Genomic DNA, 17,289 nt, shown 5'->3' on the forward strand with positions numbered 1-17,289 from the left:
ACAATCACACACTAGTTACTTAGTCATTAGTCATTGGTCATTTGTCCTTTGTCAAGACCAATGACCAATGACAAGGTATATCAGTTTAATTTTTACTGTCTACTGTTTGTAGCACTCGTTGTAAAACCTCTTGGTAAGCGTCTTCTACATTTCCCAAATCTCGGCGGAAGCGGTCTTTATCCATTACCCGGCGGTTAGGGTCAGTTTCTGCTGTGTCCCACAAACGACAGGTATCTGGACTAATCTCATCTGCCAGGAGTATCTGCTGTTGTGAATCTAAGCCGAATTCTAGTTTGAAGTCTACTAGGGTAATGCCACATTGCTGCCAAAAGCTACGCAGAAACTCGTTGATTTGCAATGCTAGATTCTTAATTATGTCTACTTGTTCCGCTGTAGCTAGTTCCATCAAGAATAGGCGATCGCTTGTCAGCAACGGGTCTCCTAATTGATCGTTTTTGTAATAAAACTCAACTATTGGCTGTTTTAAAACTGTCCCTACTGGTAAACCTGTTTGTTGACTGAGGCTACCAGCCGCAATATTTCTCACAACTACTTCTAACGGTAAAATCTTAACGGCTTTTACCCGCATTTGATGGGGGGCTGGGCTGTCAATAAAGTGGGTTTTAATCCCATTGGCTTCCAATTTTTTAAATAATTGGCTAGAAATAATACAGTTAATTCTTCCCTTGTCAAGGATACTTCCACGCTTTTGGGCGTTAAAAGCAGTGGCATCATCTTTAAAATCAGCCAACAAGACTTCTGGATTATCTGTTGTATAGAGGATCTTCGCTTTGCCTTCGTAGAGCTTGGAATGAACAGACATGGTAGGAGGTAAACTTTTCAGCACTGGGAGACTTGTGTCCTTTCGGGCTTCACCATTTTATCTTTAGTTAACAAAGATTAGCCAATCAATTGTAAGTGAGTAATGAATAGGATTCAAAATAAATGATTAAATAATATTTGCGGGGTTTCTACAGTAGCTTTCTATAAAGATTACTGAGTATTTACCCGTAAATCTTGTTACTATCTCCATAACTCAATTTATTGCTATAAAAGCTGGTTTACTTAGACTTCCTTAAAAGTAAAATAAAATGCCTCATAAAATTGTTTATGACCTCTGTTGAGCCATAAAAAAGTAGCAGTTGGTTCATTAACTGCCACTAGCCAACTACATCAAGTTTTGGTTAAGATTAATTACCCAAAGCTGATTCTCAGATATATAGTATATAACCTCTAGTAGAGGTAAATTACCCAGAAAAATATTACACTCTGACTGTAGATTTTTTTACCAATCAACCTAATTTTTTCTCTTGCAAATAAAAAATAGTATAAAATATGACTCAGTAAAAAGCTATTTAAAATATAGGTATTTAATTGGAGAGAATGTTAATTAGCAATTGGCACAAGGGTAAACTATTAGCAATTCTGCACAACTATTGTTTTTATATCAATGTTGATTAAGCTTTTTTGCCTTGAGACACAAGATATGTGCATAAGTGATTGCTTAAAGTCAGATATTAAAACAATAACGGAGTTTCATAAGTGGAGCATCGGATAGTGGACAAAGATGATTTTCTTTACCCTCATGGTCGCTATTATGGCCATGTCAAACCAGAAAACTTAGTCTTTAATGCAAATCTTCAAGAATTTGCTCAGAAAGTTAGTTATGTTTGTAGCTTAGAAACAGGTGGAAAAATTCCCCCAGAAGCAGCCTATGAACAAATTAGAGTTTTGTGGAAACAGTTAAAGCAGAGTAAAAAACAGTTACAAATTGGCGAGAATCCTTTTAAAAATGAAGGGGGCGAAGCTGAAGATTCATAGGAAAAGCAAGAATAAATAAATAGTAAGAAGCAAAAAAATAATTTTTACTTATTACGTAATAAAAAATAAAACAGCTTTTGTCATATAGTACACAAATTACGCCTTTATTTGCTGACAATTGTCCAAACACCATCCCAAGAATCTGGCGGTGGTGTTTTGTGATAATTATGAGCGCGTTCTAAATGAATTTCTACAGCTTGGTCTTTGGGTCGATTATGTTTAGCGGCGGTAAAATAAGCGATCGCTCCGGCAAAATCCCTGGCTAAATAAGCAGCCCGGCCATTATGATAGTGAAATAAAAACTCTTGGGTATTAGCATCCAGGGGAGTTTGGCGATCGCCAATTAACTCATAGATATTAACTGCTTGGTGTTTACCCTTGACGCGAATTTGATCCAACTGACGCACCCAAATGCGATCGCTGCATAATTGGTAGGTAAATTCGCTCAAAATAATATCGCAGCCATATTCTTTTGTTACAGCTTCTAAACGGGCGCTTAAGTTGACACTATCACCAATCACGGTGTAGTCCATACGTTTGTGAGAGCCAATATTACCAGAAACCACCTCCCCAGAACTAATCCCAATCCCAATGCGAATTTGTGGCTGTTCCTGAATAATCCGCCGTTGATTAAATTCTTCCAGACGTTGGCGCATCTCTAAAGCTGACTGTATCGCTTGCCAAGCATGGTTTTCTGTGAGTGGTAGGGGCGCACCAAACACAGCCATTAAGGCATCGCCAATAAATTTATCTAAAGTGCCTTCATAATTAAAAACTGCCTCTACCATTGTTTCAAAATACTGGTTTAGCAGGGAGACTACTGCCGCCGCCCCCAAATTTTCTGTCAAAGTGGTGTAACCACGAATATCAGAAAATAAGATAGTCACATCCTTACGTTCACCCACCATCAAAGCATCTTCCCCCACAGCCATAACTTGTTCAGCTACATGGGGAGTGAGGTAACGATACATTGTAGTTTTTAGGCGTTTTTCTTGACTAATATCTTCTAAAACTACCAAACCACCTCTAACTCCGCCTTCTGGGTTAGTCAGGGGATTAACTGTCAGATTAATACTGCGTTCTAACTGTTCTACCTGACTGATAGGAATTAACTGAGATGGGGGAGTGAGGAGTAAATTCCAAGGAATAAACATATCGGGGTTGGTGCGATCGCGGACTGTTAAAATTAACTGATGAGTCATCCCCGTTTGCCCAGCCGCAAACCCATTTTGGAGCGGTAACGGAAGTTGATCCGCGTCCTGAATTTCGCTACTCACTCGCCCTTCTAAAATCAATGCTTGATATAAGCCTACCATCAGACTTTGCTCTGGGACATAATATCTCGCACCTGATGTTAAACTATCTTCTAAACGCATTTGTAAATTTTCAATTGGCACTACTTCCCAAACAAAGCGACCAATTAAATTTTGTTCCCATAATAATTTATTGCTTTTGTTATTAGCATCTCCTAAAGGACAACCTAATAACTCTAAGGCGGCATCATTAATTGTGACAATGCCACCAATCATATCAGTAGAAATTACCGCATCAGAAAGACTTTGCAAAATGTCTTTTTGGTACTGTTTTTCTAGCAGGACATTTTCAAACAATCGCGCATTTTCTAATGCTATGCCTGCTTGAATATTAAAAGCCCGCATAAACTCTTCATCAGAAGCGGTGAAACTACCTTTTTGCTTATTAATTAGCTGTGTTACCCCAATTAATTCGTTAGCAGAATTAAACACTGGCAAACATAAAATATTCCGAGTTACATAGCCAGTTTTTCTATCTGTACTGGGGTCAAAGCGGGGGTCTTTATAAGCATCAGGAATATTTAATGCGTCCCCTGTAGATGCTACATAGCCAGCAATCCCACGATTTGCCGGCATCCGAATTTCAAGATAATCTGTTGGAGCCGCAGCCGCTGCTACCTTTGTCCAAAGTTCGCCCATTTCTTTACGATACAAAAATAGCGTACTGCGGTCTGCCTGCATTAAAATTCGGGCTTGCTCCATGACTATTTGCAAAGTTGCTTCTAAATCTAAACTTTGCCCTAGTGTTTGAGTAGCACGTAACAGTGCTGTAGCACCTCGTTGATTGCGGGCTGCTACATAAAAAGACTGACAGGTTTCTAAAATAATCCCAATAGAAGCAGCAAAATCTCGAAAACAGTTTTCATCTTCATGATTAAAAGGAATGTCGCCTTCTTTATTTGCTAGTTGGACTACAGCGACAGTTTGACTTTTACTACTCACAACAGGCATACATAAAATATTACGAATTCTGTAGCCCATTTGCTTTTCTAAATCTGGGCTAAATAAGGGATGAGTAGCAGTTTCAGAAATATTCAAGTATTGGCCTGTACTCGCAACATGACCAGGAATTCCTACATTAATCGGGGTTCTAATTTCTAAAAATTTTTGGCTATTATCTTGAGGAACTTTTGACCACAACTGACCTTTATCATAGTCAACTAAAAAAATAGCTGTGTGTTCTGCTTGCAAAATTTGGCCAATTTTCAAAGTGATTGCTTCTAGTACCTTTTCCAACATAGTTTCTAGAGCTTCATTATTGATTAATTCAATCGCTCTGAGAAATTGTTGGAACTCAGCTGTTATAAAATCTAGTAGACAAACAAATTCGTTAACAGAAAGGTCTTTGACGCGACGCAGTAAAGCGTGGGTGCGATTAACTTGCGTAAGTTCGGTTAATGTAGCCAAGACGCTACCAGGATTGGGAAGAGTCATGGGAATTTTAGATTTTAGATTTTATAGCAGGAGGCAGAAGGCAGGAGGTAAGAGGTAAAATTTTTAGACTATAAAAAAGCCTTTTTAGATCGCCCAGTTGGGTTTAAGTCTCCCAGCAAATCAAAGATTTTACCAGTCTTTTATGAGAAGCTGGTCGAAATCCCTCTCCCATCAGCTTCCCGCCTCCTGCGTTTTAACTCCTGTCTCCATTTAAACTGCTGCTGTTGGCTGTTTTGCCAAGACTATTTTTTGATAGTAATCTTGCAGCTGACTTGTGGCTGCTGCCCATCCCCACTTTTCTGCTTCTTTACGAGCATTTTGACGAATGATATCTCGTTCTTGTTGATTTTCCAAGAGGCGAATTGTGGCAGAAATGGCATCTTGAATGTCAGCTTTGGGGTCAAAGAGATATCCATTTACACCATCTGTCACGATATCAGGGATGCCACCAGAACGGGCAGCAACGACTGGACAGCCGGCGGCCATTGCTTCTAATAAGACTAACCCCAGAGTTTCTGTCCGAGAAGGAAAGATAAAAGCATCCGCACTAGCAAAAGCAGAACCTAATTCTCGTCCTATGAGGTAGCCGACAAAATTTGTGTTTGTCCCAGCAAAGTATTTTTCTAAGGCTTGGCGATGGGGGCCATCTCCCACTAATGCTAATCGCGCTTGGGGAATTGCTTCTAAAATTGGCTTGATGCGTTCAATTTCTTTTTCGGCAGACAGGCGACCAACATAAAGCAACAAGGGACTTTCGGGATGGTTTTGCGAAAGAAGCGATCGCATTTCCCAACTTGCTAAATCAGGGTGAAATAATTCTGTATCAACTCCCCGCTGCCATAAATCTACTCGTTCAATGCCATGTGATGACAGTTCTTTCATCATGGCTGTAGAGGTGCAAAGATTCAACAATGCCTGATTATGAGCGCCTTTGAGGAATTCCCACAATAATCCTTCTAACATCCCTAAACCATAATGTTGGAGATATTGCGGTAAATGGGTATGGTAAGAAGCTACTAAAGGTAGTTTCAAAAGTTTGCTATAAAAAATGCCTGATAATCCTAGAACGGCTGGATTGACAACATGAATCAAATCTGGCTGGAATTCTTCTAAGGCATAACCAATTGCTGGTCGAGGTAGCGCCATTTTTAACTCTGGATACAGAGGCAAAGGAAAGCCCGTAACGCCGTAAACTTTCGCTCCTTTGTGTTCTGTAATTCCACCTTCAGGGGCGATAACTAAAACTTGATTTCCATGACGTTGGAGATGGTCAACTGTATGACGTAATCGTGTAACTATGCCATCAACTTTTGGCAAAAATGTTTCGGTGAATAGGGCTATTCTCATAAAAAATTAGTCCAGGCAGATAATCCCAGCTTTTTGTGGATTTCGCTATCAAAAACAGGGTAAACCTTCTCCTGTGGTGTAATCAATTCTGCATCGTTACAATTTAAGTTTTGTCTCTGTTGTGTGACAACGTAACGAGAAATCATTGAAGGCTAGTGATTGACCAGATAGAAATCTGGTTGTTTCACCAGCCTCATAGAGTTTTCACCTACTTTCTATGCCAAGAAACTTTTGGCAAAATTTGCTTTTTATCAACTCGTTGCTGATACTTGACGGCAAAGTTCAGCAGTGAATCAAGTAATGAATCTGAGAGGTAGTGAGGCTGCAAACCAAGGTCAAGCAGTTTAGTATTTTTAGCGTTGAAGTAATGTTCTTCTTTCTCCACTCTAGGGTTATCTATGTTGTTGATGTCGACATTCAATCCCAAGGAGTTACCTGCTTTTTTCACCATTAATGCCAAGTCACCAACACTAAATAGTTCGGTAAATTGGTTGAAGACGCGGAATTCTCCAGGTTCGGCGGGATTGGCGATCGCTAATTCCATACAGCGGACTGTATCCCGAATATCCAAGAATCCGCGAGTTTGTCCACCTTTACCATACACAGTTAAGGGATGACCAATGGCAGCTTGAATACAGAAGCGGTTTAATGCTGTACCAAAAACCCCGTCGTAATCTAGGCGATTAATCAACAGTTCATCCATTCCCGTTTCTTCGGTCAAGACCCCATAAACCACGCCTTGATTTAAGTCGGTGGCACGCAATCCCCAAATCCTACAAGCAAAATGGATATTGTGGCTATCATGCACTTTACTTAAGTGGTACATTGAACCGGGCTGCTTGGGATAAGGCAAGGTATCCTTGCGCCCATTGTGTTCAATGGTGATATACCCTTCTTCAATATCAATGTTGGGTGTACCATATTCACCCATTGTTCCCAACTTGACTAAGTGACAGTCTGGGAAATCTTCACGCATGGCATACAGCAAGTTGAGTGTGCCAACAACGTTATTGACCTGTGTAAGAACTGCATGTTCGCGGTCAATCATGGAGAATGGTGCAGAACGCTGTTCGCCAAAATGCACGATCGCATTTGGCTCAAATTGATGTAAAGCTTTTTGCAGAAATTCGTAATTAGTGATATCGCCTACGAATAGGTCGATAGATTTGCCGGTCAAATCTTGCCAGCGCTGGATACGTTGCTGAATAGGTGCGATCGGAGTCAGAGTTGCGATACCTAGTTCGTTATCCCAGTGCCGACGCACTAAATTATCTAAAATTCCAACATCGTAACCTCGATTGGAGAGGTAAAGTGCGGTTGCCCAACCACAATACCCATCGCCACCAATAACCAGGACTTTCATTTTCACCAGTTTTTACTCGCTGATAGCTAAATCTATCAGGTTTCTGTACCCCCTCAACCATCAAAAGTAGTGATTAGTCATTAGTCATTGGTCATTAGTCATTGGTCATCTGTCAAAAGACACAAGATTTCATACTTTTACCCGATATTGCTGGGCTATGTAATAAAACAAGGGGTAATAGTTAGAAAATTCTTGACTGGGGCTTTTTCCCTGCCAGTAATATGTGACTTGCCCTTGAGTTAATGTTAATTTCATCGAACCAACTTGCTGATCAACTTCGACTAATAAAACTCCAGATACCCCTTGTGTGGTCTGAAAGTTAGGCTGGATTGCATTTGCAGCCTCTGATTGGCGATTACTAGCCCATGCTCTAATTTCGACTTTTTGGCTGCGTGGTGAAACTAGGGCAATACCATCATCATTTTCTGGTACTGCTAAAACATTCCAGTTACGAGGATAGGGAAATTCAAAGCCATAACGAGAATTACTATAAGTCTGCCATTGGGTATCGGAGACGCTAAAAGGTTTGCTGCATCCGAATAATAGCAGCGAGAGAGCGATCGCACCCACCATACTCTGGGCTTTTGTATGATTTTCTTGTCGATAACTACAAGTTTTCACTGAAGTAGCAGACATAATTAAATCTATTATTTAATCTTACAGAGTTTATACAAGTATTGTAAATATTCAGATTTATTGAGATTTCACAAGATATTCTCTATTGATTACCTAGAAATGAATAAAATTCATCTGATGTTTTAAATATAACTTAGTGGCTTGAGAAGTCGGCAAAGTATATAAATAAATGTAACAAAAGTGCCGTCAAAACGTTTTAACAGCTTGACAACTAACAAAGGAGCCGATAACGTGATATACATACCCGGGTAAGACCGCCAAAGAGTTATATGCAAACGCAAACTAAGCAAAAGGTTACTTTTTATATATCGCCAGAACTGCACAAAAGGTTGAAGATTCGTTCAGCAATTGATTCTGAGCCAATGTCAGACCTTGCCGAACGCGCCCTCTACTTTTACTTGGCGAACTCAGAATTAGTAGAAGAATTAGAAGCTTCTGCTTATGGGAGAACTCATAGAGTGTATTCCTGTCCGACTTGCGAAAGTTCACTTGCATTACGTGATGGGGAATTAATTGCATTAGGCAATCAACCAGGATTGATTGGACAAGAGCATATCTCCATTGATGAAATGGAACCAGTAGAAACCCATCCCAAGAGTGAGGAAGAGCTAGTCCCTTGCTAGATAAGAATTATGAATGAGTGATTCATAATTCAGCCATCGTTACAAACGAAGTCTGTTCTTTACTGTATAAGGTCTCAAGTAGGTCGATTGTATGAAAGAAGAGCTCAATATCCTAATTCAAGCTCAATACCCTCTAATCTACCTTGTGACCTCCGAGGAAGAGCGAGCAGAGCAAGCAATTTCCACAATCGCTCAAGTGTTAAAGCCCCAGCGCCGAGTTTATGTATGGACAGTAACTCATGGCATCGTGGAATATGGTCAACCCCGGAATGTGAGCCAACACAACACTGTTTCCCCAGAGGCGGCAATTGATTGGATAATTCGGCAGAGAGAACCAGGTATATTTATTCTTAAAGATTTACACCCATTTATTGATGCGCCTGCAACAACAAGATCGTTGCGAGATGCGATCGCCAGTTTTAAAGGGCAGCAAAAAAATATTATTTTAATGTCCCCGATGCACCAAGTCCCCATAGAACTGGAGAAAGAAGTAGTAGTTTTAGACTTCCAACTACCGGATATGGCGGAGTTAAATAAAGTTTTAACCTCCCATTTAGACAATCACCGTGGGCGACGGTTGACAACAGAAGCACGCGAAAAACTTCTCAGGGCGGCTTTAGGTTTAACTAAAGATGAATCCGAAAAAGTATACCGGAAAGCTCAAGTCACCACCGGCCGGCTAACAGAAGAAGAAGTTGATATAGTTTTATCTGAGAAAAAGCAGCTTATTCGGCGTAATGGGATATTAGAATACATCGAAGAAGATGAAACCATTGATGCTGTAGGCGGCTTAGAAGAATTAAAAAAATGGCTGACGCAACGCTCTAATGCTTTTACCGAAAGAGCAAGAGAGTATGGTTTACCCCAACCCAAAGGGATGCTAATTTTAGGAGTACCTGGTTGTGGTAAATCCTTGATAGCCAAGACAACATCCCGGCTTTGGGGTTTACCGCTGTTACGCTTAGATATGGGACGCGTATACGACGGCTCAATGGTGGGACGAAGTGAGGCAAATCTGCGTAACGCCCTCAAAACAGCAGAATCCATCTCTCCAGCGATTCTGTTTATTGACGAGTTAGATAAATCCTTTGCTGGTAGTGCTGGTTCTGGTGATTCTGATGGCGGCACATCAAGCAGGATATTCGGGTCTTTCCTCACATGGATGCAGGAGAAAAAATCTCCAGTGTTTGTTATGGCCACAGCCAACCGAGTCGAACGCTTACCTGGAGAATTCTTGAGGAAAGGTCGGTTTGATGAAATTTTCTTTGTGGATCTGCCTACTCCTGAAGAAAGGTGCGATATTTTCAATATCCACTTAAGCAAACGCCGCCGTGAAGACATCACTAGGTTTGATTTAGAGCAACTAGCCAAGATGTCTGATGGCTTTTCTGGGGCAGAAATTGAGCAAGCGATTATTGCGGCAATGTACGAAGCTTTTGCCCAAGACCGCGAGTTCACCCAACTAGATATTATTGCTGCACTGAAAGCAACATTGCCCCTGTCTCGCACGATGCAAGAACAGGTAACAGCCCTCAGAGACTGGGCTAGACAGCGGGCAAGACCAGCCGCAGCCTCCGTTGCTGAATATCAGCGAATGGAGTTCTAAAAGCTTTCCCTTGCTAACCCAGGGGGAAAGGCTAGTCCCAAAAACTAGCAGTTAAAAGAAAAAGCCGCCTCTCTATAAGCGCGGCTTGCTGAAGATAAACCGTTGTTTTTTTCTCAATCTTCTCATTGGAGGAAACCCAAATGTCTCACTTTAGCACTCTTCGCACCAAAATCACCGATGCAGAAATCCTCAAAGCTTCTCTGCGCGACTTGGGTATTACCGTAAAGACAGAAGCTGATGTACGCGGTTATAACGGTCAGCGTGTTCGTTCCGACATCGTTGCTGTTTTGGAAGGCGAATATGATCTCGGCTGGTCTCGCAATAGCGATGGTTCCTTCGACCTCATCGCTGACCTGTGGGGCGTTGCTAAAAAGCACAACCAAACCGAGTTAATCAACTCCATTAATCAAAAATATGCAGTTAACAAGACTTTGGCTGAAGTAAAACAGCGCGGTCTGCAAAACGCTAACGTTAAGTTGGTATTGCAATAGTAATTTCTCTGCGCGTTCCCAAAGCTGCACGGGTTAACCACACTATAGCGGTTAGCCCGCTTTTTTATGTTTTAATCTTGTTGCTGAGAAAATTTGTAACTACCCCACAAAGATAGAGCGATCGCCACTACTAATAAAATCGGTATACTGTACCAAGGAAACTCCGATAAAGGTGAGTAAACGGTAGCCCGTAAACCTGTGCTGGCGTAAGTTAAAGGTAATAAGTAAACAACACATTTCAACGCGACTGGTAAGGTACTGGGGTCAAAAAAAGTCGCGCCCAGAAAAGACATCGGCACAATCACGAAGTTGTTATATAGTCCCACAGATTCGAGCGATCGCACACTTAACCCAACAATTACCCCCAACCCAGCAAATACAGCACAATTCAACACCAGTAACAACAAAAATAACGGATGGAGAAAATTCCAGTTACCAGTAAATAACAGTGCGACCAAAATTACCGAACCAGATGTCATCAAACCTCGCAAAATCCCCGCCAGCATTTTGCCAATATGCAAAGCAAGAGGATGTATAGGAGCCAACAACATCTCTTCAAAAGTTTTGCTAAATAGCCTTTCTCCACAAATTGAAAATGTTGTCCCGCCAAAGCTAATGGTCATCGATGATAACGCTACCATCCCTGGCAAAATAAATTCTAAATAATTATCATAATTCCCCGTAATACCTGAACCTGGACGAATTGAGCTACCCAGTCCCAAACCAAAAGCCAAAATATATATAAGTGGAGATATTAAACCAGTTGCGGCAACTTGTGTAATTCTGGCACGTAATTTCAACCACTCTCCCCAGAAAATCGTCAGACTATCCGCAAGTAGAAGTGGAAATTGTGTAGTTGGAAATTTTTTTCCCCAGAGCAATGCTTTTTGAGATGTCACTTGCTTGCAGTTATTTATCAAAGTTCTTGTAAGAATACTTTACAATTTTAGTTGATTCAATTAATACTTATAATCAAAAATACTGTTATTGCAGTTTATGTATTATTTATCACTGAAGAAATATAAAATCATCGCTCTGATGAATTTTGCAGACAATCATCGTCAAGAATCGGCATACTGAAATAAGGAGAGCAGTTCAGAAAGCTCCCTGCTTTCCAAAACGTGAAGGTGTCAAGTACAAATGAGACGTAAATCAACTGGTAGATCAGCTACAACATCTAAATCTCCGGCTTTTCAGCCTTCTCTGTTCAACCTCACCACGATCGCTATTTTGGGAGGTGTGCTAGTTTTGGGTATTGGTATTGGGATTGCTTTTAGCTCCACAACTACATTAACGCCATCCAACGTGGCTTCGCGGGAATTTATTGATACAAGAGCGCCAAACCCAGAGATTTGTGTACAGTACGGCGCTAGTGCAATGGTGATGGATGCCAGATTATTTGTGACACTTAACCCATTTAACGTTTATGTTGCTCAACCAAGTATGCGTCCAGGATGCGTGTTACGGCAAAATAACTGGGCAATATTAGAACAACGCAAACTTGTCACCTCTGACCAAGTAAGAGAATGTAAAAATCGTCTGAATACTTTTGGTTTTACAGGTAGCTTAGATAGCGAAAAACCTGATATTAGATGTATTTATCAAAACGAAGCAGCACAAAACTTTTTCACATCCCAACCAGGCGCAGTTACATCACCTCAAGAAACAGATAGATTTTAGTGTGAGAAGAAAGAACGCTTAGAGGCTAGTTTTTTACTCAACCATCAGCACGGGCTGAACGCCCCGCTACCGCTAACAGCACTTTGAATTTATGGTTTAGGCAGAGGTTGTCCAAATTCAATCACTGGGATTTGGACTTCATTGGATTGATAGTTGGGTGTGCGTGGAACTGTAGGAATGGGAAAATTAGGACTGGCTAAGGGCGCAGTACTATTCAAGTTACCAGATTGATTGGGAAAGTTGGCTGGAGGAAGAATTGAGCCTTGGATTTGAGAAGGATTCTTGGAAGTTAGGGGAGGTACAGTGATATAGGGTTGCTGCTGGTTAGCAGTGATAGGCGGTAAAGTACTAGGTAACTGTAGATAGTTAGAATTGGGATTTAAATTAGTAGGAGTTGGTGTTTGAGGATAGTAATTATGGGAAGTTGGTGGGAGGCGATGAATAGCAGGCTGTAAGTTTGTCGGTTGAATAGAGAGATTTTTACTAGAAGTAAAAGGACGTAATACCCAGCGCGTGGGATTATTTATAGATACGGGTTGTAGTTTAACCTGATTGATGTCGATATAAGTGCCGGCGGCTAAATCTAGAACAATCCGAGTTATGGTGGCGTTCAATTGCGAAACCCGGACGCGTTGAATTGCGCCAGGATAATTTTGCTTGGTAACAACATAGCCCAGCTTAGTATCTGGTAGGTCAATAACTAGACGTGGTGGTTGAGAAAGGTAAAAGTATTTCGGCTTTGTATCTGCTGACAGCATAAATTCAAGTTGTGCTGCTTCTGGATAAAATCGCCAATCATTTAACTTAGCAATTGGTGCAGCATTACTACTACCAGTTTCTAAAGTAATTGCTGTGTAAAATCCCAGCAAGCTGATACTAACTAGACGCTGGCTGAATAAAAAAAACCATTTAGGTTTTGGGCTTGTGTACATTATTTGTATTAGGTGTATGTTTAGGCACAAGAAAGTTTAGCGGAATTAGTAAAAGGTGATACCTCATTCAAAGCAAATTTTAGGCTTTAAATTACGCAATTACCAATTACCCAATTCCTAACTTCTATAATTTGCCCACATTTAATGGCTATTTAACTTTTGTGATTTTTCTTGGGTTAGTTGTTTAGTTGCAGTAAATCTCAGAGCTTGGGGAATGCCATTAACTGTTAGTTGACCTGTCATTTTATCTTGATCTATCAGCTGCATTTGCATGGTAACTGATTTACTTGTGTCAAGTTGCGAGTTTGGATGACGACAAAGGATTTCTGGAGCAACTTTGCCAGAAAAACTCATCTGTTGTTTTTGCAAGATACCTGTGAGCGAAAGCGGTTTTTCAGTATCTCCATCAGAATTTACAGGCAATAAAGAGGCATTCAAATAAATACCTGATTGTTGGATATTTAGTACCAGAGAGTCTGCTGTGTCACACTTTGATAAGTTTGGGGATAGAGCAATCAGGTAGCGGCCGTCAACTACAGAAGGCGCTTTGAGATTGTTTTCTCCATAGGCTGTGACAGTTTTAAACAACAGTAACACTGAAGCTATAGCTACTCCATAGAAGGTTAAAGATTTAACATTCAAATGATTCATTGATTTAGTTTGTCACTTTTGATTCTTGGTTGGTGATTTCAGGCAGTACAGAAGCCAGATGAGAGGTAACTTGACTGTAACGACGGGTAATCAGCAGAGAGGAACGGCATTGAATTGCTAGTGCATCTGTATATCTGCCCAGGGTTTGACGCTCAATTCCCCAAACGCGGCTGGTGCCGGCAATGGTGAGGTCAACTGTTTCGGAAGCGGCAACAACGGCTTGAATTGGCTCTGGGGATGCGACTGTTTTAATTTCAATGCGATCGCTTACACTAGCTGGTAGTTGCTCCATCATTTTGGACAATTCATAACTCAACTCATCTTGGTGGTGATTTTCCCCAAGTACCTGTAAAATCTGCAACATACAGGTATCGCGGTTAATCAATAGTCTCAAAGCTAAAATCAAGGCTAAATCATCATGGATATTTGCCGAGTAAGGAACCAACAAGTTTTCTAAGCGCTCTGATCCCCTGTCTACAAATACGGCAACATCCACTGGTGAGGTACTCAGAATTTGCCCGACTCTACCACCTAAACGATTGTTACTAAAAGCTGGACGGTGCCATCCGACGAGAATTAAATCAGGTTGCTCAATTTTGGCTATTTGAGCAGTTTCCCGCGCTACATTGCTTGATATGCGAATGATGGGATGTATGTGAGAACGAACTATTGGCGGTTCTAAGGTGCTAATTAATTGTTCTAGTTCCTGGCGACGCTGAAGAATTAATCGTTCCGCTTCCACTGGGGTACTCTCAAAAGCATAATCTTCTTGTAATTCAATTAAGCTGAGAGGATTGACAACAGCGGGTTGTTTATAATTCAGCGCCAACGCCACTGCCAACTGTACCAAACCTTTTTGGGTGCTGGGATTCGCCACCGGGACTAAAATTCGGTAACTAGGAGCAGATTCAACAATGGTAGCGGTTTCAGCAGATGTTTCTACTTCTAAGTCTGGTTCAACGACATCTAACTTAATCAGGCGTTTTGGATATGTCCACTCCAGTAGCGGCGAAGTCATAAATGTTGTGACCAATGCCATAATTACCAGCATGGTAAAGACTAGCGGCGAAATTACTCCCAACTCTAAACCAATGTTGAGAACAATGAGTTCGGTTAAACCCCGTGTATTCATTAGCCAACCAAGGGCTGAGGCTTCTCGCTTATTAATGCCACTGACACGAGCCGCAATATATGTGCCAATATACTTGCCTGCGATCGCCACTAGCAATACCAGCCCACATAATAACCACAATTCAGGACGATTAAGTAAACCAATCTGCGTTCGCAAACCACTATAGGCAAAAAATATTGGTAGCAGAAATATCAAGACAAAATCTTCGGTTTTAACTGCTAATTCCCGAACTAAATCTGCATTCTTGGGCATTGCTGCACCCAGTAAAAATGCGCCAAAAATGAGGTGAATCCCAATTAGTTCAGTGATGAGTGCAGAACCAACTACTGCCATATAAATTACAGCTAACAGTAATTGGCTTAAACGTCCAGTACGCCGATAGTAGGTGGCTAATCGTTGGAGAAACCAACGCCCCACAGTCAGCATAAAGCCAATATAGACTATGCTTTCAATAATTGTGGGTACAGCACCAGCAATATTACCTGTTCTGGCTACAGCGATCGCTACTGCTAAAATACACCATGCAGTCACATCATCTACAGCTGCACAAGTTAATGCCAAGGTTCCCAGGCGCGTTCCCTGCAAATTGTTCTCTGTAATAATTCTTGCCAATACGGGAAACGCCGTAATTGACATTGCTGCACCTAAAAATAGGGCAAAGGCAGTAAACGAGACACTAGCATTAGAAACCAGAGGATACAGCAATAAAGACAAAATAGCCGCCAGAGAAAACGGCACAATTATGCTGACATTCGAGGTAAGAATCGCTGCTTGTAAGTTTCCGCTGAGATATTTAGGATTAAGTTCTAACCCAATTAAAAACATGAAAAATATTAATCCCACCTGAGACAACACATTAAGAAACGGGATCGTTTCGGGTGGGAATAAACTAGCTGCTACATGGGGAGCAAGCAATCCAAATAAAGATGGGCCAAGCATAATCCCGGCAACAATCTCACCAATTACCAAAGGTTGCTTAATTGATTTGAATGCCAGACCTATGAGCCGGGACAGTCCAATAACAATCAGCACCTCGATCAGAACGAGAATAACTGTGTGCATGGTTTCCTCTAAAAGACTATCTGGTTTCTCTAAGATGATTCTTTAAAGAATGGGAAATTGTCAACCTTATTAAGCATATTCCATGTAAGTTTATGTTCGATGAGGATGTTAATTGTTGTTACGACACCATCATATTAATCAACAGTAAATTGCTTAAATTTAAGAGATATTTAGAGAATAATGGGCAAATTTTCGAGATAAAACTCAGTGAATGATTAACAGTTATTAGGCATATCTTTCGTATTGCCATCTAAGTTTTATGTTTTAGCCATTATAGGTTCAAACGTTCTCTATAGATTTACTTAATAACTATGTAATTAATACTATATAGATAACTTGTAATCACTTATTGAACTAAACAGTTGTTTATAAGTTATTTTTGGGAAAAATTTAAGTATTAGTAGTTTTATGCTATCAGGATGTCATATATTACATTCTTCCTGAGAAGATATCTGAGAAGTATTAAATATTTCATCTGATGCCCCTAGCCTCTTTTTTTATGAGAATTTAGGAGATATACATGTCTCACAAGAGTATTAAATTATGCAATAAAATCAAAATTACCTATTGACTGAAGTCGATTCAGATAAAGGTAGTTGAATGATGAACTCAGTACCTGTGTCTAGAGTAGACTCTACCTCAACCACTCCTCCATATTTTTCTACGACAATTTGTCTGGCGATCGCTAACCCTAAACCTGTTTCCTTGCCACCCCTTTAGTTGTAAACAAATGGTCAAAAATCTTTTGTTTGACTTTTTCAGTTATTCCTTTACCATTATCAGCAATTGAGATTTTCACGTATTTATCTACGATTGATGTTGTAATGATAATGCGATTAGAATTAGCTGGAATTTCTGCGAAGCTCTTGCCAATATTAAATTCTTCTAAAGCATCTAGAGCATTGGCAATAATATTCATAAATACTTAATTTAATTGTCCGGGGAGACAATCAATTTTCGGTAAATTACCGTAATTGGTGATTACTTCAATTGCCGGACGCTGTTCATTAGCTTTCAGGCTATGTTTAAGAAGAATTGTGCTATCAATCCCCTCATGCAAATTAAATTTTACTTTGTAATCCTGATCAGCACGAGAGAAAATTCACCGTGAAGTTGAGCATCTTGGGATTGGGGCGATCGCTCCACCTGTCAGCCGCAGCCTAGAGAAAAAATATCTGACTCACAAATTATTGACCAT

At 40.6% G+C, this 17,289-nt stretch carries 14 protein-coding genes and 1 pseudogene; 5 read left to right on the forward strand and 10 right to left on the reverse strand.

Features of this window, described 5'->3' with window-relative positions; genetic code table 11:
- Positions 1-85 precede the first annotated feature (85 nt).
- Positions 86-823 carry a phosphoribosylaminoimidazolesuccinocarboxamide synthase gene (purC, locus tag AC504W_RS09695; RefSeq protein ID WP_494877553.1) on the reverse strand — a complete coding sequence of 246 codons (738 nt, stop codon included), beginning with the start codon at positions 821-823 and terminating at the stop codon, positions 86-88.
- A 734-nt stretch (positions 824-1,557) separates the two neighbouring features.
- Here purC and AC504W_RS09700 point away from each other — a divergent pair.
- Complete coding sequence (locus AC504W_RS09700; protein WP_096575716.1) at positions 1,558-1,821, forward strand: DUF7219 family protein; 264 nt, start codon at positions 1,558-1,560, stop codon at positions 1,819-1,821.
- Between the two features lie 104 nt (positions 1,822-1,925).
- Here the strand turns inward: AC504W_RS09700 and AC504W_RS09705 are convergent, their stop codons facing one another.
- The 4 genes from AC504W_RS09705 to AC504W_RS09720 form a co-directional block, all read right to left on the reverse strand.
- Positions 1,926-4,568: a GAF domain-containing protein gene (locus AC504W_RS09705; protein WP_494877554.1), complete on the reverse strand. Its 2,643-nt coding sequence runs from the start codon at positions 4,566-4,568 to the stop codon at positions 1,926-1,928.
- 210 nt (positions 4,569-4,778) lie between these two features.
- Positions 4,779-5,915: a glycosyltransferase family 4 protein gene (locus AC504W_RS09710; RefSeq protein WP_494877555.1), complete on the reverse strand. Its 1,137-nt coding sequence runs from the start codon at positions 5,913-5,915 to the stop codon at positions 4,779-4,781.
- Between the two features lie 208 nt (positions 5,916-6,123).
- The gene (locus AC504W_RS09715) at positions 6,124-7,278 is read right to left on the reverse strand and encodes an NAD-dependent epimerase/dehydratase family protein (protein ID WP_015113814.1); all 1,155 of its coding nucleotides are present in this window, start codon (positions 7,276-7,278) and stop codon (positions 6,124-6,126) included.
- 129 nt (positions 7,279-7,407) lie between these two features.
- Positions 7,408-7,914, reverse strand: coding sequence for a hypothetical protein (locus tag AC504W_RS09720; RefSeq protein WP_494877556.1), 507 nt, complete (start codon positions 7,912-7,914; stop codon positions 7,408-7,410).
- Between the two features lie 269 nt (positions 7,915-8,183).
- Here AC504W_RS09720 and AC504W_RS09725 point away from each other — a divergent pair, with 269 nt between their 5' ends.
- The 3 genes from AC504W_RS09725 (at position 8,184) to AC504W_RS09735 (ending at position 10,634) form a co-directional block, all read left to right on the forward strand.
- A complete protein-coding gene (locus tag AC504W_RS09725) occupies positions 8,184-8,537 on the forward strand; it encodes a slr0373 family blue light stress response protein (RefSeq protein WP_494877557.1) in 354 nt (117 codons plus the stop codon).
- Positions 8,538-8,628: 91 nt separating this feature from the next.
- Positions 8,629-10,143: a stress-responsive protein Ycf46 gene (gene ycf46, locus AC504W_RS09730; RefSeq protein ID WP_494877558.1), complete on the forward strand. Its 1,515-nt coding sequence runs from the start codon at positions 8,629-8,631 to the stop codon at positions 10,141-10,143.
- A gap of 140 nt (positions 10,144-10,283) precedes the next feature.
- Positions 10,284-10,634 carry a DUF1257 domain-containing protein gene (locus AC504W_RS09735; protein ID WP_015113818.1) on the forward strand — a complete coding sequence of 117 codons (351 nt, stop codon included), beginning with the start codon at positions 10,284-10,286 and terminating at the stop codon, positions 10,632-10,634.
- A gap of 71 nt (positions 10,635-10,705) precedes the next feature.
- Here AC504W_RS09735 and AC504W_RS09740 read toward each other — a convergent pair whose 3' ends face one another.
- A complete protein-coding gene (locus tag AC504W_RS09740; protein ID WP_494877559.1) occupies positions 10,706-11,533 on the reverse strand; it encodes an ABC transporter permease in 828 nt (275 codons plus the stop codon).
- A 241-nt stretch (positions 11,534-11,774) separates the two neighbouring features.
- On the opposite strand from AC504W_RS09740, the gene AC504W_RS09745 reads away from it, so the two are divergent.
- Complete coding sequence (locus tag AC504W_RS09745; protein ID WP_494877560.1) at positions 11,775-12,314, forward strand: DUF3172 domain-containing protein; 540 nt, start codon at positions 11,775-11,777, stop codon at positions 12,312-12,314.
- Positions 12,315-12,403: 89 nt separating this feature from the next.
- Here the strand turns inward: AC504W_RS09745 and AC504W_RS09750 are convergent, their stop codons facing one another.
- From AC504W_RS09750 to AC504W_RS09765, 4 genes and pseudogenes are all read right to left on the reverse strand, one after another.
- Complete coding sequence (locus AC504W_RS09750; protein WP_494877561.1) at positions 12,404-13,246, reverse strand: AMIN domain-containing protein; 843 nt, start codon at positions 13,244-13,246, stop codon at positions 12,404-12,406.
- A 141-nt stretch (positions 13,247-13,387) separates the two neighbouring features.
- Positions 13,388-13,897, reverse strand: a complete 510-nt coding sequence (locus AC504W_RS09755; RefSeq protein WP_494877562.1) for a hypothetical protein — start codon at positions 13,895-13,897, stop codon at positions 13,388-13,390.
- A gap of 4 nt (positions 13,898-13,901) precedes the next feature.
- Entirely contained in the window at positions 13,902-16,091 is a 2,190-nt protein-coding gene (locus AC504W_RS09760) for a cation:proton antiporter (protein WP_494877563.1), read from the reverse strand.
- A 560-nt stretch (positions 16,092-16,651) separates the two neighbouring features.
- Positions 16,652-17,190: pseudogene (locus AC504W_RS09765) on the reverse strand (sensor histidine kinase); the annotation flags it as partial.
- Between the last annotated feature and the right edge of the window lie 99 nt (positions 17,191-17,289).

The organism is Nostoc sp. C96 (assembly GCF_059384975.1).

Excerpts from the sequence above, each read along its gene's own strand:
- AC504W_RS09745 (WP_494877560.1), top strand. The coding sequence starts at position 11,775 with ATGAGACGTAAATCAACTGGTAGATCAGCTACAACATCTAAATCTCCG.
- AC504W_RS09720 (WP_494877556.1), bottom strand. The coding sequence starts at position 7,914 with ATGTCTGCTACTTCAGTGAAAACTTGTAGTTATCGACAAGAAAATCAT.
- AC504W_RS09705 (WP_494877554.1), bottom strand. The coding sequence starts at position 4,568 with ATGACTCTTCCCAATCCTGGTAGCGTCTTGGCTACATTAACCGAACTT.
- purC (WP_494877553.1), bottom strand. The coding sequence starts at position 823 with ATGTCTGTTCATTCCAAGCTCTACGAAGGCAAAGCGAAGATCCTCTAT.
- AC504W_RS09755 (WP_494877562.1), bottom strand. The coding sequence starts at position 13,897 with ATGAATCATTTGAATGTTAAATCTTTAACCTTCTATGGAGTAGCTATA.
- ycf46 (WP_494877558.1), top strand. The coding sequence starts at position 8,629 with ATGAAAGAAGAGCTCAATATCCTAATTCAAGCTCAATACCCTCTAATC.
- AC504W_RS09710 (WP_494877555.1), bottom strand. The coding sequence starts at position 5,915 with ATGAGAATAGCCCTATTCACCGAAACATTTTTGCCAAAAGTTGATGGC.
- AC504W_RS09715 (WP_015113814.1), bottom strand. The coding sequence starts at position 7,278 with ATGAAAGTCCTGGTTATTGGTGGCGATGGGTATTGTGGTTGGGCAACC.
- AC504W_RS09735 (WP_015113818.1), top strand. The coding sequence starts at position 10,284 with ATGTCTCACTTTAGCACTCTTCGCACCAAAATCACCGATGCAGAAATC.
- AC504W_RS09725 (WP_494877557.1), top strand. The coding sequence starts at position 8,184 with ATGCAAACGCAAACTAAGCAAAAGGTTACTTTTTATATATCGCCAGAA.
- AC504W_RS09750 (WP_494877561.1), bottom strand. The coding sequence starts at position 13,246 with ATGTACACAAGCCCAAAACCTAAATGGTTTTTTTTATTCAGCCAGCGT.
- AC504W_RS09760 (WP_494877563.1), bottom strand. The coding sequence starts at position 16,091 with ATGCACACAGTTATTCTCGTTCTGATCGAGGTGCTGATTGTTATTGGA.